General features: G+C 63.7%; 34 protein-coding genes and 1 tRNA gene. 19 read left to right on the forward strand and 16 right to left on the reverse strand.

Features of this window, described 5'->3' with window-relative positions:
- Window positions 1-5 precede the first annotated feature (5 nt).
- A tRNA-Val gene (locus C8N34_RS22035) sits at window positions 6-80 on the forward strand.
- A gap of 73 nt (window positions 81-153) precedes the next feature.
- Here the strand turns inward: C8N34_RS22035 and C8N34_RS22040 are convergent.
- From C8N34_RS22040 to C8N34_RS22070, 11 genes are all read right to left on the reverse strand, one after another.
- Window positions 154-1,164: a tyrosine-type recombinase/integrase gene (locus C8N34_RS22040; protein WP_108130520.1), complete on the reverse strand. Its 1,011-nt coding sequence runs from the start codon at window positions 1,162-1,164 to the stop codon at window positions 154-156.
- 173 nt (window positions 1,165-1,337) lie between these two features.
- On the reverse strand, window positions 1,338-1,562 hold the full coding sequence (locus C8N34_RS26025) for a hypothetical protein (protein ID WP_145693781.1): 225 nt from the start codon (window positions 1,560-1,562) through the stop codon (window positions 1,338-1,340).
- A gap of 3 nt (window positions 1,563-1,565) precedes the next feature.
- The gene (locus C8N34_RS22045; RefSeq protein WP_108130521.1) at window positions 1,566-1,808 is read right to left on the reverse strand and encodes a hypothetical protein; all 243 of its coding nucleotides are present in this window, start codon (window positions 1,806-1,808) and stop codon (window positions 1,566-1,568) included.
- Window positions 1,801-1,953: a hypothetical protein gene (locus tag C8N34_RS26480; protein ID WP_158640781.1), complete on the reverse strand. Its 153-nt coding sequence runs from the start codon at window positions 1,951-1,953 to the stop codon at window positions 1,801-1,803. The genes C8N34_RS22045 and C8N34_RS26480 overlap by 8 nt, the downstream gene beginning before the upstream one ends.
- Window positions 1,950-2,657 (reverse strand): hypothetical protein, encoded by a 708-nt coding sequence (locus tag C8N34_RS22050; protein WP_108130522.1) that lies wholly within the window; start codon window positions 2,655-2,657, stop codon window positions 1,950-1,952. Before C8N34_RS22050 ends, C8N34_RS26480 begins: the two co-directional genes overlap by 4 nt.
- Window positions 2,654-4,528 carry a ParB/RepB/Spo0J family partition protein gene (locus tag C8N34_RS22055; RefSeq protein ID WP_158640782.1) on the reverse strand — a complete coding sequence of 625 codons (1,875 nt, stop codon included), beginning with the start codon at window positions 4,526-4,528 and terminating at the stop codon, window positions 2,654-2,656. The genes C8N34_RS22050 and C8N34_RS22055 overlap by 4 nt, the downstream gene beginning before the upstream one ends.
- A 63-nt stretch (window positions 4,529-4,591) precedes the next feature.
- A complete protein-coding gene (locus C8N34_RS22060) occupies window positions 4,592-4,786 on the reverse strand; it encodes a hypothetical protein (RefSeq protein ID WP_108130524.1) in 195 nt (64 codons plus the stop codon).
- A gap of 1 nt (window position 4,787) precedes the next feature.
- Window positions 4,788-4,910, reverse strand: coding sequence for a hypothetical protein (locus C8N34_RS27195; protein WP_277878395.1), 123 nt, complete (start codon window positions 4,908-4,910; stop codon window positions 4,788-4,790).
- A complete protein-coding gene (locus tag C8N34_RS22065; protein WP_108130525.1) occupies window positions 4,910-5,233 on the reverse strand; it encodes a hypothetical protein in 324 nt (107 codons plus the stop codon). Before C8N34_RS22065 ends, C8N34_RS27195 begins: the two co-directional genes overlap by 1 nt.
- Window positions 5,230-5,451, reverse strand: a complete 222-nt coding sequence (locus tag C8N34_RS26030; RefSeq protein ID WP_145693786.1) for a hypothetical protein — start codon at window positions 5,449-5,451, stop codon at window positions 5,230-5,232. The genes C8N34_RS22065 and C8N34_RS26030 overlap by 4 nt, the downstream gene beginning before the upstream one ends.
- Before the next feature lie 45 nt (window positions 5,452-5,496).
- Window positions 5,497-5,958, reverse strand: coding sequence for a hypothetical protein (locus tag C8N34_RS22070; protein ID WP_108130526.1), 462 nt, complete (start codon window positions 5,956-5,958; stop codon window positions 5,497-5,499).
- A 180-nt stretch (window positions 5,959-6,138) separates the two neighbouring features.
- Between C8N34_RS22070 and C8N34_RS22075 the strand changes: the two genes are divergently transcribed.
- Window positions 6,139-6,501, forward strand: coding sequence for a hypothetical protein (locus C8N34_RS22075; RefSeq protein ID WP_108130527.1), 363 nt, complete (start codon window positions 6,139-6,141; stop codon window positions 6,499-6,501).
- A gap of 142 nt (window positions 6,502-6,643) precedes the next feature.
- Here the strand turns inward: C8N34_RS22075 and C8N34_RS26035 are convergent, their stop codons facing one another.
- From C8N34_RS26035 to C8N34_RS22080, 3 genes are all read right to left on the reverse strand, one after another.
- A complete protein-coding gene (locus C8N34_RS26035) occupies window positions 6,644-6,967 on the reverse strand; it encodes a hypothetical protein (protein ID WP_145693789.1) in 324 nt (107 codons plus the stop codon).
- Between the two features lie 140 nt (window positions 6,968-7,107).
- On the reverse strand, window positions 7,108-7,488 hold the full coding sequence (locus tag C8N34_RS26040) for a hypothetical protein (protein ID WP_145693791.1): 381 nt from the start codon (window positions 7,486-7,488) through the stop codon (window positions 7,108-7,110).
- Window positions 7,489-7,518: 30 nt separating this feature from the next.
- Window positions 7,519-8,181: a S24 family peptidase gene (locus C8N34_RS22080; RefSeq protein WP_158640783.1), complete on the reverse strand. Its 663-nt coding sequence runs from the start codon at window positions 8,179-8,181 to the stop codon at window positions 7,519-7,521.
- Between the two features lie 85 nt (window positions 8,182-8,266).
- Here C8N34_RS22080 and C8N34_RS22085 point away from each other — a divergent pair, with 85 nt between their 5' ends.
- Window positions 8,267-8,485, forward strand: a complete 219-nt coding sequence (locus tag C8N34_RS22085; RefSeq protein WP_108130529.1) for a hypothetical protein — start codon at window positions 8,267-8,269, stop codon at window positions 8,483-8,485.
- 33 nt (window positions 8,486-8,518) lie between these two features.
- Window positions 8,519-8,707: a hypothetical protein gene (locus tag C8N34_RS22090; protein WP_145693793.1), complete on the forward strand. Its 189-nt coding sequence runs from the start codon at window positions 8,519-8,521 to the stop codon at window positions 8,705-8,707.
- A gap of 35 nt (window positions 8,708-8,742) precedes the next feature.
- Here the strand turns inward: C8N34_RS22090 and C8N34_RS22095 are convergent, their stop codons facing one another.
- Both C8N34_RS22095 and C8N34_RS22100 read right to left on the reverse strand, forming a co-directional pair.
- Window positions 8,743-9,297, reverse strand: a complete 555-nt coding sequence (locus tag C8N34_RS22095; protein WP_108130531.1) for a hypothetical protein — start codon at window positions 9,295-9,297, stop codon at window positions 8,743-8,745.
- Window positions 9,298-9,303: 6 nt separating this feature from the next.
- Window positions 9,304-9,597 (reverse strand): hypothetical protein, encoded by a 294-nt coding sequence (locus tag C8N34_RS22100; RefSeq protein ID WP_108130532.1) that lies wholly within the window; start codon window positions 9,595-9,597, stop codon window positions 9,304-9,306.
- Here C8N34_RS22100 and C8N34_RS26045 point away from each other — a divergent pair.
- The 15 genes from C8N34_RS26045 (at window position 9,578) to C8N34_RS22170 (ending at window position 21,480) form a co-directional block, all read left to right on the forward strand.
- Window positions 9,578-9,766 (forward strand): hypothetical protein, encoded by a 189-nt coding sequence (locus C8N34_RS26045; RefSeq protein WP_145693795.1) that lies wholly within the window; start codon window positions 9,578-9,580, stop codon window positions 9,764-9,766. The two genes, C8N34_RS22100 and C8N34_RS26045, sit on opposite strands and share 20 nt — an antisense overlap.
- 453 nt (window positions 9,767-10,219) lie before the next feature.
- Window positions 10,220-10,483 (forward strand): hypothetical protein, encoded by a 264-nt coding sequence (locus tag C8N34_RS22105; protein ID WP_108130533.1) that lies wholly within the window; start codon window positions 10,220-10,222, stop codon window positions 10,481-10,483.
- The gene (locus C8N34_RS22110) at window positions 10,480-10,797 is read left to right on the forward strand and encodes a hypothetical protein (RefSeq protein WP_108130534.1); all 318 of its coding nucleotides are present in this window, start codon (window positions 10,480-10,482) and stop codon (window positions 10,795-10,797) included. Before C8N34_RS22105 ends, C8N34_RS22110 begins: the two co-directional genes overlap by 4 nt.
- 205 nt (window positions 10,798-11,002) lie before the next feature.
- Window positions 11,003-11,275 carry a hypothetical protein gene (locus C8N34_RS22115; protein WP_108130535.1) on the forward strand — a complete coding sequence of 91 codons (273 nt, stop codon included), beginning with the start codon at window positions 11,003-11,005 and terminating at the stop codon, window positions 11,273-11,275.
- Window positions 11,272-12,381, forward strand: a complete 1,110-nt coding sequence (locus C8N34_RS22120; protein ID WP_108130536.1) for a helix-turn-helix domain-containing protein — start codon at window positions 11,272-11,274, stop codon at window positions 12,379-12,381. Before C8N34_RS22115 ends, C8N34_RS22120 begins: the two co-directional genes overlap by 4 nt.
- Window positions 12,382-12,406: 25 nt before the next feature.
- Entirely contained in the window at window positions 12,407-12,892 is a 486-nt protein-coding gene (locus tag C8N34_RS22125) for a DUF1937 family protein (RefSeq protein ID WP_108130537.1), read from the forward strand.
- A complete protein-coding gene (locus C8N34_RS22130) occupies window positions 12,892-13,128 on the forward strand; it encodes a hypothetical protein (RefSeq protein WP_108130538.1) in 237 nt (78 codons plus the stop codon). The genes C8N34_RS22125 and C8N34_RS22130 overlap by 1 nt, the downstream gene beginning before the upstream one ends.
- The gene (locus C8N34_RS22135) at window positions 13,125-14,252 is read left to right on the forward strand and encodes a DUF7146 domain-containing protein (protein ID WP_108130539.1); all 1,128 of its coding nucleotides are present in this window, start codon (window positions 13,125-13,127) and stop codon (window positions 14,250-14,252) included. Before C8N34_RS22130 ends, C8N34_RS22135 begins: the two co-directional genes overlap by 4 nt.
- Window positions 14,249-14,485: a hypothetical protein gene (locus C8N34_RS22140; protein WP_108130540.1), complete on the forward strand. Its 237-nt coding sequence runs from the start codon at window positions 14,249-14,251 to the stop codon at window positions 14,483-14,485. The genes C8N34_RS22135 and C8N34_RS22140 overlap by 4 nt, the downstream gene beginning before the upstream one ends.
- Window positions 14,475-16,298 carry a DNA primase family protein gene (locus tag C8N34_RS22145; RefSeq protein ID WP_242013887.1) on the forward strand — a complete coding sequence of 608 codons (1,824 nt, stop codon included), beginning with the start codon at window positions 14,475-14,477 and terminating at the stop codon, window positions 16,296-16,298. Before C8N34_RS22140 ends, C8N34_RS22145 begins: the two co-directional genes overlap by 11 nt.
- Before the next feature lie 429 nt (window positions 16,299-16,727).
- On the forward strand, window positions 16,728-17,483 hold the full coding sequence (locus tag C8N34_RS22150; RefSeq protein WP_145693797.1) for a hypothetical protein: 756 nt from the start codon (window positions 16,728-16,730) through the stop codon (window positions 17,481-17,483).
- 94 nt (window positions 17,484-17,577) lie between these two features.
- Window positions 17,578-18,294, forward strand: coding sequence for a hypothetical protein (locus tag C8N34_RS22155; protein WP_108130542.1), 717 nt, complete (start codon window positions 17,578-17,580; stop codon window positions 18,292-18,294).
- A gap of 124 nt (window positions 18,295-18,418) precedes the next feature.
- On the forward strand, window positions 18,419-19,078 hold the full coding sequence (locus C8N34_RS22160) for a DUF1441 family protein (RefSeq protein ID WP_108130543.1): 660 nt from the start codon (window positions 18,419-18,421) through the stop codon (window positions 19,076-19,078).
- The gene (locus C8N34_RS22165; RefSeq protein WP_108130544.1) at window positions 19,078-21,252 is read left to right on the forward strand and encodes a terminase gpA endonuclease subunit; all 2,175 of its coding nucleotides are present in this window, start codon (window positions 19,078-19,080) and stop codon (window positions 21,250-21,252) included. Before C8N34_RS22160 ends, C8N34_RS22165 begins: the two co-directional genes overlap by 1 nt.
- Before the next feature lie 9 nt (window positions 21,253-21,261).
- On the forward strand, window positions 21,262-21,480 hold the full coding sequence (locus C8N34_RS22170) for a phage head-tail joining protein (protein ID WP_054304566.1): 219 nt from the start codon (window positions 21,262-21,264) through the stop codon (window positions 21,478-21,480).
- The last annotated feature ends 2 nt before the right edge of the window (window positions 21,481-21,482 follow it).

Below are 21,482 nucleotides of genomic sequence, written 5' to 3' on the forward strand. Positions count from 1 at the left end.
CTATCGGGCGATTAGCTCAGCGGTAGAGCGCTTCGTTCACATCGAAGATGTCAGCGGTTCAAATCCGTTATCGCCCACCATCAATAGCTTGAAAAGCCTCGGAAAATTCCGGGGCTTTTCTGCTTTTGCGAAGTGCCCCGGAGTTCATTGAACCTACTTTCTGGCTCGAAGTCTGACGAAATCCAACACTTCCGCTGCATTGGCCAGATGATCCGGTGCAAACCGGCCATAGGTCGAATAGGTGATGGTCGTGTTGCTATGGCCCAGATACTGCGCGACCTGGGTGATCGGGATGCCGGACGAAACCATGGCGACGGCGGCCGAATGCCGGATCGTGTGCAGCGTGACATCTTCGAGGCCGGCGCGTTTCACTGCGGCCTCGAAACCTTTGCGTATGCTGGCAACCGGCTTGCCGCCCCATTCGACAACATGGTCTGAGAGGGCAGCATCCCGTGCGGTCTGAAGCGCCGCCAGCAGGCCCCGGTTGATCGGGACGATGGCGCGGCCTTTCCGCGTCCGGGCATCATCCAGCCGCAGGTTGATCACCCCGCGTTCCATATCGACGCGATCCCAGGTCAGTTGCAGCACGGCCGAAACCCGCCCTGCCGTTGCGAACAGCAGGTGAATGGCCAGTGCGATATGCGGAGCCTCGGCATGGTCGATCAGCCGCGCCACTTCGTCTTTCCTGATGAACCGCTCTTTCGGTGTCGGCTTGGCTGGCCGTTCGATATGCGGCGCGGCCTCGATCATCCGGTTTCGCTCTGCCCATGTCATTGTGCTGCGCAGATGTCCCAACTCGGTATGCACCGCGCCTTGCGAGATTCCTGCTGCCATACGGGCGCGGGCATAGGTGCGGCAAAGCTCGGTCGTGATCTGGTCCGGGCGGTAATGGCCGAAGTGAGTGAGAACCGCTTTGCCGGTGTAGCCCATGGTCTTGGCGGTGGGCTTGTCGCCCAGATCGCGCCGGTATTCATCCCAAAGCTCTGCCACCGTTGCCCCGGTTTGCGCCTGGGCGAAGTGCTTCAGCCGATAGACGTCAATGGCCTCGGCTTCCGCTTCCGCTCGGGTGCGTGCCTTAAGCTGATGCCGGGCTCTCTTGCCATCGGTGCCGGTCCAGAAGACACAGTATCCGCCTCTGAGCCTGCCGATGCTGATGTCTGGCACTGTTCAATCTCCTCAACAACGCGGGCCGGGATGCGGTAAAGTTTGCCGAACCGGAAATGCTCCAGCTCGCCGGACGCGCATTTCTTGCGCACAGCATTTGCGGTTACGCCCCACCTTTCTGCAAGGGTTTCCGGCGTGAATGGCGGGCGGATGGTTTCATGTCTTCCCATGTGTCAGCCCTTCGGTTTCGGTGGTGGTGGGGTCGTTGGCGCGGCGGCACGAGGCTGTTTTGTCCCGCCGCGATATGGTGGATCAACGTCACGCTCTTTCAGTTCCACCCCAACCGCACGGGCCAGCAACTTGCCAACGGCTTCCGGCCAGCACAGCGCCTGCCAGAATGGCATGCCCGCATCATGGCAGCCTGAAGCGATGAAGAGATATGTAAGCGTCAGGATCACCTCTCAGCCCTCCTGTGGTCGCGCGGTGATGCCTGCCTCGGTCGCCATGCGCTCGATCTGGTGGATGTCGCGGAAAACCCGGGTGACGAACTTGTCATGCTCCCGCTTTGCCGCGACCGGGATGCCGGCGCGGCGACGCAGCTCGTGGGACAGACTGCTGACTGCACTCATGCCAGCGGTCTGCCGCTCGGCCTTGCTGGGCACGCGGCCCCGGATCAGGTGTTCGCCGCGCCAGTCGTCAGTCATCGGTCTGTCCACCCGCGAGGATGCGGGTGACCTCCTGACTGGTGGCGGGATGGTTCCGGCCGCATTTCGCACAGTAGACGGCATATCCGGTCTGGGTGACCGCGCGATAGAGACGCTGGTTCTTGGCGTCGTCACAGCAGCTCATACCGCACCGCCTTCCAGCAGATCCGCGCGACCGATGGCGGTCAGCATGTCGGTCAACACCGGGGTTTCAGGTCGGGGCAGGGACCGGGGAGAAATCACGGCCAAGGTATCGGGGTCATCTTCCATGGTGATCAGCCATGGCATGCCGTCGCCCCGGCGCGAGATCTGCACCCCGCGCCAGAGAGAACAGGTTTCAGAAACTACACGAGGGTCGAAGCAGTCGGGCCAATGCCCCTTTCTCGCGTGGACCCTGTTACTCGTGTAAGAGGGGTCAAGGAAATCCGCACTGACGGCCTTCCGCCAATCCGGGAATGCCCCAGAGATCTCTTCCGCGATGACATGCATCACCGGCTCTTCCCGGCCGCCATAGACGATTCCGGCAGCGACCGGATGGTCGGATATTTCGGGCGGGATACGGATATGCTGCGCGGCCCAGTTTGTTTCCAGCCGTTCCCCCCATTCATCATATGCGTCGGGCAGCCACGGTTCCTGCACCGCAATGGTCGCAGCCCGTGTCGCGGTCGCATGGCGCGCGCGGTGGATCAGCATGGCGACCCCATCGGTGGCGACCATGAAAGCGCCTCCAGCGGCGATCGGCTCGATCCGCACGCCGGACAGGTAGACGCGGGTCGAGGCCATCGGCGCGGCGATCACGCGCTGCATGTGGAACATTATGCGGGCGGGAAGGATGAAATCGTAGCTCATGCCGCATCCTCCTCGATCGCGGCCGGGCCTTCGGCATCGGGCAGGCGCAGTTCGGGTGGCAACCAGCGGTCGATCGCGGCGTTCTGGTCGCGCGAGAGGCCGAGGGCCTCGCGGTAATCCGCGTCATGGATGATGCGGTGCAGTTCCGCCGCCTTGGCAGCTTTCTTCAGCTCGCGGAACCTTTGCGCCTCGTCCGCCATATGCGGCAGCAGTTCATCGCGGATCTGATCCAGCATGCCCATCGGCAGGCGTTTGAAATAGTTCTCGGCCGTCGGATGCCACACGTTGCGCGGGTTGACCCGCAGGCGGGCGGCGAGGGCCTTGCCGAAATCGCTGCCCGCCGTGTGCATGGTACGGGCAAGGGCGGCGGTGATCGCCGCATTGCGCGCCTTGCGGCCCAGGCTCTGAACATCAGACAGCAGGCCGATCGTCAGATCGGCCTTGCCGGTGCGATCATCCGTCGGGATGGCCCGTGCCAGACGCGCGTCGATATGGGTTTCGTCAGGCTTGGACGGGGTGAGGGTCTGCGCCGTCGGGCTGAGTGCCAGCGGGCGATACCATGGCCAGACATCGGCAGTGAGGGTGACGGCCAGAAGATCCAGTACCAGCTCGGGTTTTTCCAAGAGGGCGGTTTGCAGAGCCAGCGTCTGGATGATCCGCAGATCGTCGCGGAGGTTCTGCGGGATGGCTTCGGCCTTGCCGGTGATGGCCTCGCTGCCGCCTGCCTCGCCCTCGTTCGCCTCACGCGGCAGCCACGCGCCGTCCATGATGACATCGCCGCCATTGCTGACATGGATAAAGGCCGTAGCCCGGGTGCGGTCGGCGTCGTCAAAATCGCCCGCGGCCCGCGTCGTCAACTCGTCCATGCGGGCGAGATCCTCGCGGCCGAGTTCCTCTGCCTCGGCGCGGGCCATCAGCTCGTCCAGTTCCTCGGCATCGGCCTCGGGCAGGGCCACGGGCACCCGTTCGAGGCGCGCGCCGCAGCGTTCGCGGAGCAGCTCGTAGTCGGGATAGGCGGCGGAAAACGCATGGACCTCGGCCCAGCCCTCGGCGCAGATCTCCGCGCGGGCGGATTCGAGTTTTTCGGCGAACAGCAGGTCCAGCAACGCCGGGTCCAGCAACACGGTGCTGTCGGAAAACAGGTCGGACTGGATGCGCCCACCGCGATCCGCATAGGTGTCGAGGCCGACGAAGCGGGCGCGGCGGTCGGACGCCGGCACCGCCTCGGGGTTCAACTCGCGGCGGATCTGCTCGGGGCGCATGGTGTTCCATCCGTTGACCGCCTTCAGGATGCGCGGGATCATGGCGGCAACGGCGTCATCGCTTTGGGCAACAGTCAGCGCCTCGGCCTGGTCGATCGAGATCTGCCCGGCGCGCAGCGCGTCCAGCGCCTCATCCGGCAACAGCGCCAGTTTCAGGCGGCCCAGCACATGCCGTTCGCGCACCGCAAAGGCGCTGGCGATAGCGGTGGGACTGGCACCCTGCGCGCGCATCCGGCGATAAGCCACCACCTCATCTGCCGGATTCAGCGCGGCGCGGGCGGTGTTTTCGGTGCCTGCCCATTCGGCAGCGGTGGCGGCGTCGCCGGTAATCAGCACCGGCACCTCGACATCGCCGCGTCCCGGTCCATGCAGCAGCTGAAGCGCGCGCAGGCGGCGCCCGCCGGCGACGATGCCGATGCGACGGGATTGCAGATCGTTGCCCTCGGCAAAGCCGCCCTCGGGGTCGGCATAACCCATCAGGTTTTGCAACAGCCCGGCAGTACGGATGCTTTCGGACAGCAATTCGATTTCCGCGGGGGGCGGCTCGGAGCGGCTGTTGAGCGGATGGAGGTATAGGCGCGACAGCGCCACCCAAGTAATCTCGGCCATGGTCAAATCCATTTCTAAGAGGGGCAGAACCGGCACGTTTTGCCGGGCGTCAGGGCCAGAAACTCAGGGCTTGTGGCCGTAACGGGTCAGGGTCACGCGGGCGAGGCGTTGCATATCGCGGAACAGGCCGTTCCAAGCTTGCTGGCTGAAGGCCTCGTCCGATTCAGGCGAACAGGTGGGCGTGTGCCGTGCGATGGCCAGCAGGGTCTCGCGGTAATCGGTCAGCTCGGTCTCGGGCGTCGTGGGCGTATCGGCCATTTCACCACCCCGAGCTGATGCAGGTGCGCGGGGCGGGTTGGGGCAGGCCGGTTGCGAGGGTGAGCATGCCCGCCGCGAAGGTCAGCACCGCCAGCACAACGGCGGCATGATGATGGGCCTGCATCACGATGCCTCCGGCAGCGCATCGGTCAGCGGCAGGCGCAGGGCAACCGGATCGCCGTCGGGGCCGTGCCGGAAGATCGACAGGTGATCGTCAGCCGTGATGCAGGCATGCACGACACTGCCGCCCGAGGTCAGCCCCTCCAGCACCCAGTTGTCGCCACGCGCATGTACCGGGCGCAGGGCGCCGCAGGTCACGGCGAGCGCGGCTACCTGCGGATCATCGCGGCAGGCGTTCGCCCAGGCGAGCGTCAGGCGGGACAGGCCGGGGCGCAGGGGCACCACCTCGGCCCGCGGAGGATTACGGGGAAACCGGCCGTCCATCATGCCGCCTCGCCCCCGGCGCTGTGGTCGATCATGTGACTGGCCCGCAGGCGGTGCTGATGCACGATCTGACCACGGGCGGATTTCAGGGTGAGCCATGCCATCGCGTACAGGCTGGGCCGATGGGCATGATCACCGGGCGCGGCGCAGATCGCCATGGCATCGCGCTGCAAGAGCGGCGTCCGGCCGTGGTGGGTGGAAGGATAGGGGATAATGGTCACGGGGGGCCTCCATCGGGTTGCAAGGCAAGGTGGAAGAGAGAAAGGTCAGGTGCGGGCGGAGGCACTCACCGCCACCCCGAACCCGCGCCAGCGGTCCAAAGCGCGATCTTTCTCCGCCTGTCGGCGGCTGGTCTCACGGGCGGCACAGTTGTTCTGGATGATGCGTGCCGCCTCTTCATGGCGCGTCATGCCGATGGCCACGCCGAAGGCATTGATCAGGCGTTCGAGGCTGAGCCGCTGTTCCGGCGTCCGGGCGGCGATCAGGCGCAGCCAGCACAGATCGCGCAGTGAATGCAGTTGGCGGACATTCACCACGCCCAGATGGGTGGTGGCGAAGTCGTTGGCTTCGGCGACGGTGACCGGCTCCGTGACCTCGGGGATATCGGATACCGAACCGAATACGGCGCGCGAACAAAGCGCCTGCATCAGGTTGAAGCGGGTGTCGGCGTCAGACACCTGCGCTGTGGTGCAGGCGGCAGCGATCTGATCGTCGGGTTCGTCGGGCATTAGGGCCTCCATCGTTGGATGAAGGCAAGATGGTGGGAATTAAATCCCATGTCAAGCATTGGTGAGAAAGTAATCCCATTTCAATCTTGAGCCCATTGGCGGCCTATGCCAGAATCACCCTGCGGCAGGGTGCCGCCGGACGAAAATGGCCGCCAAGGGGGCGGGCGCTGGAGGAAAGAAATGACCGATAAGTATAAGGACTGGAATCGGGTGCGGATCGTGACGCCACCGTCGGCGGATGGCCGGCCCGTCATCGCATATGGCACCAAGGTGCTGACGCATGACGGAAAGGAATTGCAGGGGGTGTTTAGTGTGACCATCAGGCCGCTGGTGGCTGACGCGTTTGTGATCGCAGAAATCGGGCTGTCTCTAGATGGGCTGGATATCGAGGCGCACCCGCTGCTGACGCGGGACAGCCTGGTGCGCGCGGCGGCGGCATGCGGGTTGCGGCTGGTGGACGCAGATGGGCGCGATGTTTCCGCATCCGGTGTTCAGCCTAGCCACGATCTGAGCGGAAAGTGGCTGGAGGGAGACGGGAGATGATGGCAGAAGTGAACGAAGCGGGAGAAGTGGTGCAGATATGGTATCCGGTAACCGAAGGTCGGTTGCGGTCGCATTCCTGCTTCAGTGTGAAGAGCTCTGGATAATCGAATGCGGAGCGCCGTTAAAGCAATTGCAATTGTCGCTATCGTTGTCCTTCTTGCTCATCTGGGGCAAGTGCCGCTCTCGCGATCCTGCGAGCATATAGAAACAAGATGAATAAAGACAAATGAGCCGATCCTACCGCAAATATACCAATACCGATTTCGAAGTTCATGGCTGCCATGCCAGCTCCTGCTGCAATGAATCCGGCGCCGGTAAGCAGAAACGTTGAAATAACCTCGGGCCACATCCAGTTGAGTACCTGCAAACATCTCACTGGGGTGGTGATTGCAGCATTGATAAATGCCCCGCCCACCATCGCGTAGAGAGCAATAGCCAAAACCACAATAAACTCAGTCAGCGTCATTTTAGCCTTTGTTCAGTATCGAGTAGCAGTAGCTGCCTAGCCGGGGATATTCCGTCTCACCAGGTACCATCGGCAAGGTTCCTTATTTCGGTAGGCGGTCTTTTTGGCTGCGGTGAATAACTCCCGCAGCCATGTGAGCATCAGCACCGGCTGTTTATATCTGCCAGATCAAAGATGTTGATGCCGTTCATGTCGCGAATAGCAATGCGCGCGGCCTTGGTTTCCAGATCATAGATGAAGGGTGTAAAGCCCACATAGCCACCGAATGAATTCTTGCCGTTGATCTCGCCGCAAATATAAGACATGGACTGACCCTTGCTCGTCTTGCCTCGAATGCCCCGCAGATTGCGGAACTGTGCCGATGACGGATCTTTCATGTTATACGCAGTCTGGGTCTGAGCCTCCGCTACCTGCGCGTTTGTCGGAGTGAAGCGCTCCTTTGTTTTCAGAACGGGCATGCAGGCCGCCAGAAGGCCCGCGCTAATCACTGTAAAACTCAGAAATGTGAGTTTTTTTGTCATATTCGTCTCCCTTGTAAACTGGATCAGCCGTTAGACTTTTTTTCCGAACCATATTACTCGCCCAACGGGGTGCACTTCGTCGCGGGGGAGTTCCTGCGCTCGGTAATTCTGATTGTCGGATATGATCTGGATGGTATCGCCCCGGCCGCGCGCGATCCGCTTGACATGCAGTGCATCGCCGAAGCGCAGCACGAAGATGCCATCCCAGTCGAGATTGCACTTGCTGGTGTCCAGCATCACGATGTCGTCGTCGTTCAGAGTGGGGGACATGCTGTCGCCCTTGACGCCGATGATCGCCAGATGGCGCGGGTTGGTCTTGGTCAGGCGAGCCAGAAAGTCCGGCGGGAAGGCGAGGCGCTCGGTCACAATTTCATGGTCTGGCGCGATCATCCCGTTGCCCGCACTGGCGGCCACGTTCCAGACGTCGATTAGTGGTGTGCTGGTGACTTCCATCGATAGGTCAGCGGCATCGAATGAGTGCCCGGCAACCTCTTCGACCGACATGCCTATGGCTTTGGCAATCTTTTCAGCGGTTTGATGCTTCGGTGACTTGGTCGCACCGCTGAGCATCTTTGCGATGGCCCATTGGCTCAGGCCCGCGCGAACGCCGACCGTTGCGGGCTTCACTTCTGGGTTTTCGTCGAAGTATCGACGCAACCCCTCAACGAACTTATCAGGCTCTTCACTATTCATGGGATCATTATCCCGCGCATCGCGCGGGTATAAATGGGAATGTTGTCTCTTGACGAGATGAGAAAACAATCCCATTAATGGGCCTATGGAACAGCTCATCCGTGATATCGAAGCCTATGCGTTGGCCGTTGGCCGCAAACCGCAGGCGGTGCTGCGCGCCGCTTACGGTGCGGGCTGGGGCGTCTGGGAGGCATGGAAGGCTGGCACCTCCAGCCCGACCTACGCCGTGGGCGACCGCATCTATGCCTACATGGCCGAGAACCCGCCCCCCGTCGCGGAAGACCCCGAAAAGGATGTCGCCTGATGCAGTGCCAACCCCCAACCCCTGAGGCTCAAGATGTGTTTGCCAGAGGATCTTCCCGTCAAAGGAGCTATCCTTTCCGCCCTCGCCAGTGCCTTCAGCACCGTAAGCGCTATTGCAAATGCGGCGGGGGCCTCGGATGTCGTGATCGCCATCCCGTTTCTGGTGGCGGTGGTCCTTCTTTCCATCGCGGTGGTCATGCTTGTGCTCGACCGCTTCTGGTAGCGGTGATCCCTCTCTCGAAGTGGCGCGCGCACGGTTCACGTCTTCGCCTTCACGCTTTTCGGGCTGTTTCGTTTGTCGAACCATCGAAAGGTGATGGCAAAGCAACCGGGCAGGCCGCTGACGCCATTCTTTCCGGGAGGGGCAAGAACGGTGATCGTCTGCCGTTTGGCGGCATTGGCCTCGACCGGGATGCCCGGATCCAGCTGAAGGCTGCGTGCGCCGGCAATTTCGGGTGGGTGGTCCGGGAATACGTTCTCCGTGGATGTGCGGACGATATGAAGCCAATCATTGCGTATGGTCGTATCTCGCGGGGTCTTGAGGTCGGCGGGGTCAACCAGCCTGCCACGTTCATACAAAGGGATCGAAATACGGTTGATCGCCACACGGGCGGGGGCCGGATTGGTTATCTCGATCCTGATGCTGGACCAGCCAGCCCATGGTGTATCGGCAGCGACAGTCACTTCGCAGATCGGGCGTTTTCGGGCATGCGCCCGCCAAGCATAGTAACCGGATGTGCCTGCGGAGACGGTCGAGACGACCGCAGCCGTCCAACCCCAGATCTCGGGGAAGTAGTTCATGAACTGGCGCATTTCCCGTCACCGGACGTTGTCACGGTGATCGATCTCGCCGCAGCTCTCGCAGGTCCATTCTTCATCCCTGGCGCCGAGAACGCCAAACGGACCGGAGGATACCTTGCTGCTGGTCCGTCTGAGGCCGGGCATGCCGCAGGCGGGGCAAGGTTCGCCGGGCAGTTTGCCGGGCAACAGCTTTGCGCCTTCCAGTTCCGCGACGCGCCGTTCAAGCGCCTCGATGCGGCCGGGCAGGGCTTTGAGAGTTTTCCAGACCGGAATCTGATCGAGGATCTTAACGATGTCTGAAACGGAAATCATGGCAGGGTCTCTCCCAAAAATGGTGAAGGAAGCTTGTGAAATCGCCCGGGAATCATCCGGAGGTGGTACCTGCAGCGTCAAATATAGCGTGTGTGATGGCAATCAGCGGTTCGCGCTGTTGATCAGTTTTGAAGGTGATTACATCGATGATGCTGAGGATGTTGCCTGATGCCTCAGCCATCTGCTTTTCCCCTCCCGGTTCCAGCGTGCTGGCGTGGCCTGACCGTGGTCTGCGGAGACTGCGGCATGGCCATCCTGTCATTCTCAATGGAAGATGGATCGGTTTTGCGTCTGCTGGTTTCGGCGCAATCGCAGCTTGATCTGGCAGAGGTTCTGGCCGGGCAGCACGCCAGCGAATGCGCTTGCACAAACTGTGGAACCCCGCCGCGCAGATCATATCCCGTTAGGCCATTGTCATCGCTCGGGCCAGAGATCGGCCGTGTCGGGCTGGAGCTCTGGGAGTTTATCCCTCCGGCCTTCCGTCGGGAGGGCTGAGCGCCGTGCCGAAAGTATTCAATCAAGAGAGGCCTGTTTTCGGCAATCTGCATGAGGTTTGTGCCTGATGTCATCGTCCCCACTCCGTAAAATCGCACCTGCCGATCATGCCCCGCGCCGGGGTCAAATGTCCCAAACCAAGGGATTTGACCGGCGCCGGTCGGCATCGGCCATGCGTCGGGTGAGCGTGGCGCCGGTGATCACCCGGCATGAACGGATCGTCTGGTGGGCCGATCTGGTCGCGCGGCGCTGCGGCACGCGCGAGGCCTGCGCAGTCATGTTCGGCGTGACGTATCAGACCGCGTGCAACTGGTTCGATGGTTTCAGCTGCCCGACCGGCGACAAGGTTCTGGATGCGATCGACATGTGGCCTGAGGAATTCGGGAAATGAGCCGGGCCACCATCACGTTCGCGCGGCCCTGCCGGACGCGCCTTGAGTTGGCGCAGAGGATGCGGGTGACGGCGGCGCTGATCCAGCCGGATCAGGTGCTGGAACTGGGCGTCCGCGCCTCTGATTTGCGGTTGTGGGCGCAGGCGATCGAGGCGCTGGAGGATCAGCCCGCTGTCGTCGTCTCCGAGGTAGAGCGCGAACCCGGCTGGGCGATCTGGCTCATGCTGGCCGCGACTGTTGCGACTGCCGCCATGAATGTGCTGATGCCTGCGGCGCGGTTTGTCGCAGCCCAGCTGTTCGGGGTGGTGCCATGACGCCACGCCCTTCGTTGCCTGCTCACATTGCCTGTCCGCATGGTGAGCGACTGGTGCGGCGCGATGCCGCCGCACCCTTTTTCATTCCCATTCGCCCGGGTCGGGCGGATGCGCGCCGGGCGCTTTCCCGGTTTCTCTCTGTTGTCCCGGCGCGCTGGTTCGGGGTGTTCCCCTCGGGCCAGCGCTTCGGCGGGGAGAGAGGGTGATGGGCTTTCGGCCGATCGGCAGCATTGCGGCGCAACTGGTGACAGTGACCTGTCGGCGTGACCTTCCGGTCGGCGATTGCACCGCCACCGTGCTGCTGGCCGAGGGCGCGGCGCAGCTGATCTGGCACCGGGGTGAGCCGGGGCCACTGGTTGGACCCGCTGTCCTTTGGAACGACTTTCTGGCGCCCGGCATGGGCGCGCAACTCCGTCACCTGGCCGATGCGGTGGACGCCGCGCAGGCGCTGATCGAACCGAATGGGGGATTCAAATGAATTTGAGTGCGCTTTCGCTGGCTGAGCTTGTCGAGCTGCAACAGGCCTTTGCCATTATCCATAAGGGAGTCAGCATCCTGTCCGGTCTGCCGGTCAATCAGGGCGAGGCCGAGACCACCATCGACATGACGCCGGGCGAGGTGGTGATCATCACCACGCATTACGCCATGCCGGGCCATTTCCGGAGGTTCGATCCTCCGCCCGAATTCGTACTGGTCGAGCGCGAAACCGATCAGGCCGCCGACGTGGCGGCCGCTGAGATGCTGGGCGGGTCGGGGGATCTGCAACGGCATAGTCTCGTGGAGAGTCCCCCCGCGTGTGCCGCGCGTGACAGCGGCGATGACATCCCGGCGGCGCCCGAGACGCCGCCTGTGTCCGCTGTTGCGGCGGACAGCGCTGGCACCGGGGGAGGGGATCCCGGTGCCAGCGTGGGTGATCTGGAAAGGACAGGGCCGAGGCCCGGGCCGGTGACGGGTCCGCTGAGTGATCAAGAGCGAGCCGAGATTCAGCGGCTCGACGCCCAGGGCGTTTCGCGGAAAGAGATCGCCAAGCGCCTCGGGCGCCGGTCGCAGACGGTGGCTCTGTATCTGCATGGGCTGGCGAACCCGCCCAAGGGCGCCGCCGGCAAAACAGAAGAATTCAAGGCGGCCCAGCCCGCCCCCGTGGCCGAACAGGCTTCGGTTGCCGATACCCTCGGTGCCGATGCGGCCGTGGAAGTGCCGGTGGCGGTGGAGGCCGCGCCGGTTGGTGCGATCGCCGAAGGGGTAGCCCGTCGGTCAGCCCCGATCCCCGCGCCGGTGGCTGGCGGCGCGGGGATCGGGGCTGACCGACAGCGTGAGATTGCGGCCCATGTCGCGCGCTTGTCCGGCCGTGGCGGTTTCGATGCCGCCACCGATCTGGCGATGGTCGAGCAACTGACCTCTGGCACCAAGGCGGGGCAGGTGGCGCTGGATCTGGGGCTGGATTCGGCTGCGGTGGTCGGCCGGTTTCGCGCCCTGACCGCCGTGATCCGGGATGACCGTGATCGCGTGACGATCGACGGGCAAGCCGATCTGTTGCTGGTGCTGCGCGCCATGGCAGAGGTCGTGGCGCCGGCTGCGGCCTAAGCGACGACAGAGCGCGAGGCAAGGTATGGCAGGCAATCATCCGGTGGATTGGCGGCGCGTGATGGCGCCGCAAGGATCGGCCTCGGCCCTTGTGCGGGTCGGGTCCGACCCGGCGCAGGTGGCGCGGCATTGCAGTGGCATCGCCTATGTGGCGGCACCCTATGATGCACATGCCGGGCAGCGCCGCAAATGGCAGATCGACCGCTCGACCATGATGTCGACGCTGGCCGCGCGCGAGGTGCTGCGGCTGATCTGCGCGCGGGTCAGCGCGATCTGCCCAACGGTGCTGCGGGCTGAGGCCATGCATGCCGCCCCGACGGTGAAAGAGGCAGCGGTCAATCCGCTGGATGTGGAGTTCTGGGCGAGCTGGTCGGCGCCCTACCTGAACGCCTGCGGCGTCATTGTGGTGCCGGATATCCGCGGCTGGCAGCGCTGCCCCATGGTGGCGCGGGATGTCACCTGGGCGCTCGATCACAATGTGCCGGTGCATATTTATGCGGGGGGTGTCTGATGGCTATGACCGCCAATTCCACCCGCGAGGCGCTGACCTGTTTCTGGCGGCGTAACCGCGAAACATTTGTGCCGCTGACCTCGGATGAGTGGGATCGCTATGCCGGGATCAGCCCATCTGTCCGAGGGCAATTGGTCAAGCGCGGGCTGGTCTCTGCCAGCAATGCCAAATTTGGCCGGTTGACGGTTTATGACATCACCGAGGCAGGCCGGACCTTTTTGGGCGATATGGCATGACCCGCGATGATCCACGCCCGGCCGAGGCAGCGGCCATGGATATGGCCGAGGTCGCCAACCGGCTGGCCATACAGGGCCTGCAACGCGCCGGGCGCGAGATGATCGGGCCATGCCCGCGTTGCGGCGGCACCGATCGGTTCGGGATCAACACCCAGAAGCGGGTGTTCCAGTGTCGCCGATGCGGTGGCAAGGGCGGCAATGTCGATCTGGTTATGTTCGTGATGGGCACGTCTTTCCCGGCCGCACTGGAATGGCTGTGCGGATCGGTGGAAGGCGTCAGCCCCGAGGAACGCCGCCAGCGCGAGCGGCAGGCGGCCGAGAACAAGGCACGGAACGATGCCAAAGCCGCCGCCGCGCGGGAACAGGCCCGGCGCGAGGCGCGCGAGATCTGGGAACAGGGGCAGCCGGCGCAGGATAGCCCGGTGCATGATTATCTCGCGCTGCGGGGCATCCCGCGCGCGCGATTCCCGCGCTTGCCGGTGTGCCTGCGGTTTCACCCCTCGCTCGGCTATATGGTGCAGGTCGATCGGAAATGGGTCGAGGCGCATCGGGGCCCGGCGATGCTGGCCGCCATTCAGGGGCCGGACGGGCGGTTCATCGGTGTGCATCGCACCTGGTTCGACACGTCCCGGCCGAAGGGCAAACCCGAGATACTGCACCCGGTTTCCGGTGATCGGCTGAAGGTCAAGAAGTCGCTGGGGTCGGTCAAGGGCGGTTCGCTTCGGCTGACGCCGCCGGGCCGGGTGCTGATCATGGGCGAGGGGATCGAGACGACGCTGACCGCGCTGCTGGCCGATGAACCGCCGGGTGCCTCCTATTGGGCCGGGGTGAGCCTCGGCAATATGGCGGGCCAGCGTCAGCTGGGGCAGGGCATGAAATACGCCGGGCTGCCCGATCTGGGCGATACCGAGGCCTTCGTGCCGCCCGCTGGCGTCGAACGGCTGATCTTCGTCCAGGACGGCGATTCCGAACCGCGCCTGACGCGTGCCCAGCTGCTGTCCGGTATCCGCCGCGCTATGGCGCTGCGCCCCGGCCTGCGCGGCCAGGTGGTGCCGTGCCCCGCCGGCGTGGATCTCAATGATGTGCTGATGGAAGGGCCGAAGGTATCCGGCCCGGTGCCGTGACGGCGCCCCTCGAAATCACGCTGTGCCGAGAAACCGGCACGGCCCTGATGTGCAAGGCCGGATGGTCGGAGCGCATCCCGATAGCCGATCTGCCCCGGAAGCTGCGGTTTTACCGCAGTCTCTGGTCGCGCGGGTCGAAGGTCAAAGGCGAACCCGGTCCCTGGGCCGGGCACTACGAACAGGATCTGCGCGCCCTCGAGGCCGCGATCCGGGAGGCAGGCAGTGACGGATAATCTCGACAAGGTGCGCCAGATCATGGCCTCGGCCGAGGATGTGGACATGCCGGAAGGGCTGGTGGCGCCGGAGGCGGAACAGGATGATGCCGTGCCGCCCCGCGACCCCGCACCCCCTGAAGATGACACTCCGGACCTCCCGCCCGTCGCCCGCTGTGCAGAGCTGGCCTTGAATGATCGAGGCAATGGCGAGCGCTACATCATCCATCACGGGGAGGATCTGGTGCATGTGCCGCGCGTCGGATGGTTTGTCTGGGCGCAATGCCGGTTTGAGCCCGATCCGGACGAGATCGCGGTGCGCCGCCGTGCGCATGGCATGACGGAGCTGATCGAGGCCGAGATCGAGTATATGACCCTTCCGGAGTCGGAGATGGAGATCCTGTCCGAAGCCGAGGAAGCACAGTCCGTTCTGGACGAGTTGGGCGTGATCCCGAGGTCCGACCGCACCGATGATCAGATCATGGAGGCAATCCGCCTGCAAAAGCTCGTCCAGGCGGCAAAGGACATCAAGGATCGGCGCGACAAGTCGATCGGGCGGCGCCTGACCCATGCGAAGAACGCCGGCAACAGCAACACGATCAACAACATGATCAGTGAGGCCGGGGCGATGATTGCCCGGCCGCTCGATGATCTCGATCGCGATCCGCTGGTGATCAACACGCAGGGCGGGGTGCTGCGGTTTCGGACAGAGCCCGGCGAGGATGATGGCGGTCAGTTCGAGCCGCCGCCGAAGGTGACTGTCGAGCGGTTCGACCACCACCGCGACCAGCTGCTGACGAAGATGATGCCGGTCAATCTGGACCCGAAGGCGGGTTGCCCCCGGTTTCTGGAATTCCTTGCGCGGATCCAGCCATCGAAAGAGATGAGGGCCTTCCTTCAGCGCTGGTTCGGTTATTCGATGACCGGGCTGACCGCAGAGCAGGTGTTCGCCTTCTTCTATGGGTCCGGTGCCAATGGCAAATCGGTGCTGGTCGATCTGATGGCGAAGATCTTCGGTGATTATGCTGCCTCGGCCAAGATCGAGAGCATCACGGGCCGTAGCCGGCGCGGCGGTGGCGATGCCACTCCGGACCTTGTGCCCTTGATCGGCGCGCGCTTCGTGCGGACGTCAGAGCCGGATCAGGGGCAACAGCTGCAAGAGGGTCTGATCAAGGAACTCACGGGCGGCGAACCGATCATGGTGCGGTCACTGAACGAGAACTTCATCACCGTCTATCCGTTCTTCAAGCTCACCATGTCCGGGAACCATCGCCCAGAGATCAGGGGTGGCGATGACGGAATCTGGCGCCGTGTCATGCTGATACCGTTTGAAGTTCAGATCCCGGCTGAAGAACGTGACCCGGATCTGGGTCGGAAGCTCTGGGAAGAGCGGGACGGCATATTCAACTGGCTGGTAGATGGTCTGCGGGAGTATCTCGCCCATGGTCTGCAAATCCCGGATCAGGTGCGCGCCGCGACGGCCGAGTATCGCGAGGACAGCGACCCGCTTGCCACCTTCCTCGTACAGATCTGCGCGGTGACGGGGGATCCGTCGCATTCGATGCGCGCCAAGGATCTGCAAGAGGCTTTCGCATACTGGCTCGATGAGACTGGGCGCGGCGCGTGGAAGCCACGCACGATCTACAATTCGCTGACCGCAAAGCAGGGCAAATGGCGAAGTCCGGTGACAGGGCAGACCTTCAGCAGGCGCAAGTCGTCAGATGCCTACTATGACGGCATCGGTCTGCTGGAGCCTTTCCGCAGCCGGTTCGAGACCCACCAGAACAGCATGGCATTGCGTCAGGCAGGTCGGCAGTCCGATGCGCTGTTGTGATGCCCCGCACCCCGCTTCCGTCGAATTACGGGACGTCCGGGACGTCCGGGGCACAGGTCAGGGACGACGCGACGGAACAAGGGGTCCGGGGGATGATCAGCGAAATCATGGGCTTGCGGTGCGGTGTGGGACGTGCGGGACGTCTGGGACGACGCTGCGCGGGCGCGCGTGTGATGTGCGAGAAGGGTGCGGGTCGGCGGATGAATGCAGTGATGCTGCTTTCATGCGTAGCGCGGAACTGTCGTCCCAGACGTCCCGCACGTCCCGTGCGTCTGGTATCTATTTGATATCGCGTTGTTTCCTCACTTGCCCTTGTCGCCTCTGTCGTCCCGTAAAATCTCTTTGTCGTCCCAGACGTCCCATTCTTAAAACAGACCATTCAAGATGATGAAAAACAGCCGAGCAAAGGCACAAGATATGGGAAACGCGATGCTGGAACGGGAAATCGAGGCAACGGTGCTGCGGATGGTGGCGCGGCGGACAGAGGTGGTGCGGGCCATTGCCTCGGCCATGGGGATGGCTGATCCGATCATGTGCGAGGGGGACCGGCTGGCCACGCTGAAGGCGCGGGCGGTGGCGCCCGAGACTTGCGGTCCGGATATGCCGCTCGCCCCGGCACGGGGTCGCATGGTGCGGGTGGCGCCGGTGGCGATGCAACTGACCGATGAGGGCTGGGCGCCGCAGCACGGTGGCTTCCGGGGCAGGGATGCGGCGCGGGCGGCCGATGTGTTCGACGAAATGGCCCGGCAGGCGAGGCGAGCTGGTGGCGATGATCCGTTCACTCAGCGCCAGAAGGGCGCAGGCCGGGCCTATGCGGCGCTGGTGGAGCGGCATTCGGCGGTGGGCCTGAAGGGCCGGTCGGTCGAGACCATGCTAACCGGGCGCAGCGGTCGGGGTGGCGATGGTGTGATGGATATCATCCTGGATGAGGGCGCGGCGATTGCAGCCATGCGGTCAGCGGTCGGGGATGGCTGGGCGCTGGTGGTGGTGCGCCAGAGCAAGCGCAAGCGCACGCCTCTGACCGTGGCCGAACTGGTGGATCGTGTCTGCCTGCGCGGCGAGACCGTGAGCGCCATTCTGGATGCCTGCGGCTGGTCGGTTTATGGCGAGTCGAGGGACTGGGCGAGGGCTGCACTGACCGAGGCGCTGGACCGTATGGCAGATACCATGCCGAAAGTGTCTTGACGCCTTAACTCCACCGGATGTAGTCATATTGACATGATCCACAGATGCGCCCGGAGGAAACCCCTCTCGGGCGCTTCGCGTTTCAGGGGGCTGCATGGACTTTAGTGTAACCCTTGACACCAGCACCTTCAGCTTTGCGATGCAGCAGCTTGCAGACAGGGATCTGCGGATCGCGACGGTCTGGGCGCTGGACGATATGGCGGCCGAGATCCACAAGGATCTGGGTGACCGGATGGATGTGGTGTTCGACCGGCCGACGCCGTGGACGAAGAATGCGTTCATGGTGGTGAATGCCAGCACATCCAGACTGGAAGCCGCGGTGCAGCTGAAGCCCTCGGCGTCGCGGCGTCACTATCTGCGGGTGCAGGAGGAGGGTGGGCCAAGGCCTCAGACCGGGTTCGAGGCGCAGCTGTCGCGCAGCCTCGTCCATGAGGGCGTCATTCAGGCGATCATTCCGGCCGACAATGCCCGGCTGGATCAATTTGGCAACTGGGCGCGACCGGAGCGCAATCAGGTGCAATCTGCCCTGAAGGCCCAGAGGGACGGGGCCACGAACATGACCGACGCGTCGTGGCGGCGGGCGCGCAAGCGGCGGGACAGCTACTTCGTGCCGCAGTCGGGCCTGACGCCGGGGATTTACAAAAAGGATGGGCAGGGCCGCATCGGCATCGTGGCGATCTTCACGCCGAAGGTGCCGGTCTATCAGCAGCGCCTCGGGTTTTATGAGCATGCTGAGCGGCTGTTCGCTGCGCGGATGGCGGACCATCTGGGCCGGACCTTCGGGCAGATGCTCGCAAAGCGGTTCGGCTAAGCCCTCGGGTCCTTCCGGGGCATCTCCCTCACGCGGGTAATTCGCACCCCGTTACTTTTGGTCGGGAATTTTTCGGCATGGGTGCATGTTACCGTGCTTGTTGTTGTTCTTGAAAGGAAAAACTGTGTCTGACCTCATCACTCTGTCGGATGGGGAGGTGCTGGACGTTTCGGCATGGCCGCTGCCCGACGGGGTGGAGGATGGCGTGCTGAACCGGGGGCAGCTTTCCCGCGCTTTCGATGTGACCGAAAACACGATCACCAAGTGGATCGGTCAGGGCATGCCGGTGCTGTCCGAAGGGCAGAACGGCGTGTCCTATGAATTCCGGCTGTCGCATTGCTGGGCATGGCGCGCGGCGCGGAATGAGAAGATCCGCGCGGCCAAGCAGCGCGGCGACCAGATCGCAGCGCAGGCTGCGCTGGCCTTCCGGAACCTCGACGATGATCAGGCCGAGGCTGAAGCGGGCATGTCAGCGGCAGAAGTGCGGGCATGGTCCGAGGCAGAATATGCCCGGAACCGCCTGGCAGAGCAGCGCGGGGATCTGATCCGCACAGACAGGGTGCGGGCGGTTTTCGAAGAGTCTCTGGTCAAGATCGGCAACAGCCTCGATACCCTGCCGGATTTTCTGGAGATGAAGTTCGGCCTGTCAGCGGAACAGGTGGCGCAGGTCGTGGCCCGGACTGACGAGCTGCGCGACGATATCAAGACGGCGCTGGAGGATCTGGTGCGGCGACCGGGATCAGTTGTCCCGATCAATGCCCGGCAGGGTGAGCTGAGCGTCTGATGGTGGCGATGTCTGACCGGGGGATCGGGCTCCTGGCCCGTATCCCGCCGTTGCCGCCATTCATCACGCCGGAGGAACTGCTGGCAGATTCCCTGCCATTGCTGGACCCGCCCAGCCGGATTTCGGTGACGGATGCGGCAGAGCAGTATCTGAAGGTGCCGGTGCAGGGCAACTGGCAGGACTATGACCGGACGGTCGCGCCCTACACGGTCGAGCCGCAGGACATGAGCCAGTCGCGCCGGTTCAAGACCGTCTGCTTTGTCGGGCCGTCACAGAGCGGCAAGAGCCAGATGCTGCTGTCAGTTTCGACGCATGCGATCATGTGCGCGCCGTCGCCGGTGCAGATCATCCACATGACCAAGACGGATGCGGATGCCTGGGTTGAGGAAAAGCTGGACCCGGCGTTGATGAACAGCCGCTTCTTGCGGGATCGGTTGGGCACGGCGCGGGATGACAGTACCTTTGCCCGCAAGCGGTTCAAGGGAATGCGCCTGACCATCGGCTATCCTGTGCCGAACCAGCTTTCCAGCCGGTCGCAGCGGATGGTGCTGCTGACCGATTACGACCACATGCCGCAGAAACTGGGGCCGAAGGACTCGCCTGAGGGTTCGCCGCATGGGATGGCGCTCCAGCGCATCCGGACCTTCATGAGCCGGGGATGCGTGTTCGTGGAAAGCACGCCGGCCTTTCCGGTCGATCCCGAACAGGTCTGGGAGTTTGACAAGACCGCGCCGCACCGGCTGCCGCCCGTGACGAACGGGATTTGCAAGATCTACAACGAGGGGACGCGGGGCCGGTGGTTCTGGGAATGCCCCAACTGTGCCGAGCTGTTCGAACCGCGCTTCGACAGGCTGGTCTATGATGAGACACTGGAGCCGGGGGCCGCCGGCGCCACGGCAAAGATGCAGTGTCCCGATTGCGGGCACCGGATCAGCCACCGCGAAAAGGCGCGCCTCAACACCCTCGCGGCACTGGGGCGCGGCGGATGGTTGCACGAGGCGCGACCGTTCGATGCGGAGGGCAACGCGCTGGTGGACGCGCGCGGGCACCGATTGCTGGTGCGCATCGACGATCCGCGCATCCGCCAGACCCCGGTCGCCAGCTATGCGCTGAATGGCGCGGCGGCCGCGTTCAGCGGTTGGGATGAACTGGTCGAGCGATACGAGACGGCCCGCCGCGCATTCGAGGTGTCGCAGGATGACAGCGATTTCGCGCGGGTGCATTACACCGATATCGGGGTGCCCTATGCGCGGCCCGATGGCGATGAGCAGGATCTGACCGCCGCCGCGTTGCGCGAGACTGCGGTGGAACTGGGCGCGATGACCTGTCCGTCCTGGACGCGGTTCATCACGGTGTCGGTGGATACGAACGGGTCGTGGTTCGCGGTTCTGATCACCGCATGGGGACTGGACGGCAAGCGCATGGCGCTGGATCGGTTCGATTTGGTGCAGCCGCCGGAAACGGCGCCGAAAGCGCGGGATGCGGAAGGGCGCTACCGTGCGATCAACCCCGGTAAATATGTCGAGGATGCCGAGGTCCTGACCGATCTGATGGAACGGTCATATGCGGTGGAAGGTGAAGACTGGAGTCTGAAGCCTTGCGTTGCAGTGGTGGATTTCAACGGCCCGACCGGCTGGTCTGACAATGCCGAGAAGTTCTGGCGGCGCCGCAAGCGCGAAGGCAAGGGCGCGTTGTGGTTCCTGTCCATCGGGCGGGGCGGGTTCAAGCTGTCGGATCGGGTCTGGCATGTTTCGCCGGAACGCGGGTCACAAGGCAAGAAGGCGCGGTCGATCAAGCTGCTGAACATGGCAGTGGATCGGCTGAAGGATACCGTTCTGGCCGCGGCGGCGCGGCTGGATCATGGCCCCGGCGCCTATCTGTTCGCGGCGTCGATCGAGAAAGAGCGGATCGAGGAAATGCTGGCCGAGCGGCGCGGCATCGATGGCTACAGCAAACGGCCGGGTGCCGGGCGCAACGAAACCCTCGACCTGTCGGTGCAGGCGCAGGCCATTGCCGAGCATCGCGGCATCAACCGGCTGAACCCGGACGATCCGCCCGGCTGGGCGGTGCTGGGTGAAGTCAACCCGTTTGCGACCTGGACGGGGCAGGCCGCGCCCCCACCAGAGGCCAGCGAGGATGCTGCGCCGCAATACATCAACTGGCTGAGAAGGTGAGGGGAACCCATGGCGATTGATCAGGCTGAACTGGTCCAGATGCGTGATGCTCTGATCCGGGCCCGCGCCAAGGGCGTGAAATCGGTGCAGCTGAACGGCGAGCGGGTCGAGTACCGCACTGACGCGGAGATGGCCGCCGCAATCGCATCGCTGACCGCGCAGATCGCGGAGGCGCAGGGCGCTGGCGGCTTCGTCGTCGGCTATGTCACGACCGGGCGGGGCCTCTGATC

Origin of the sequence: Gemmobacter caeni (assembly GCF_003054195.1) — a bacterium.
Taxonomy (GTDB): Bacteria; Pseudomonadota; Alphaproteobacteria; order Rhodobacterales; family Rhodobacteraceae; genus Gemmobacter; species Gemmobacter caeni.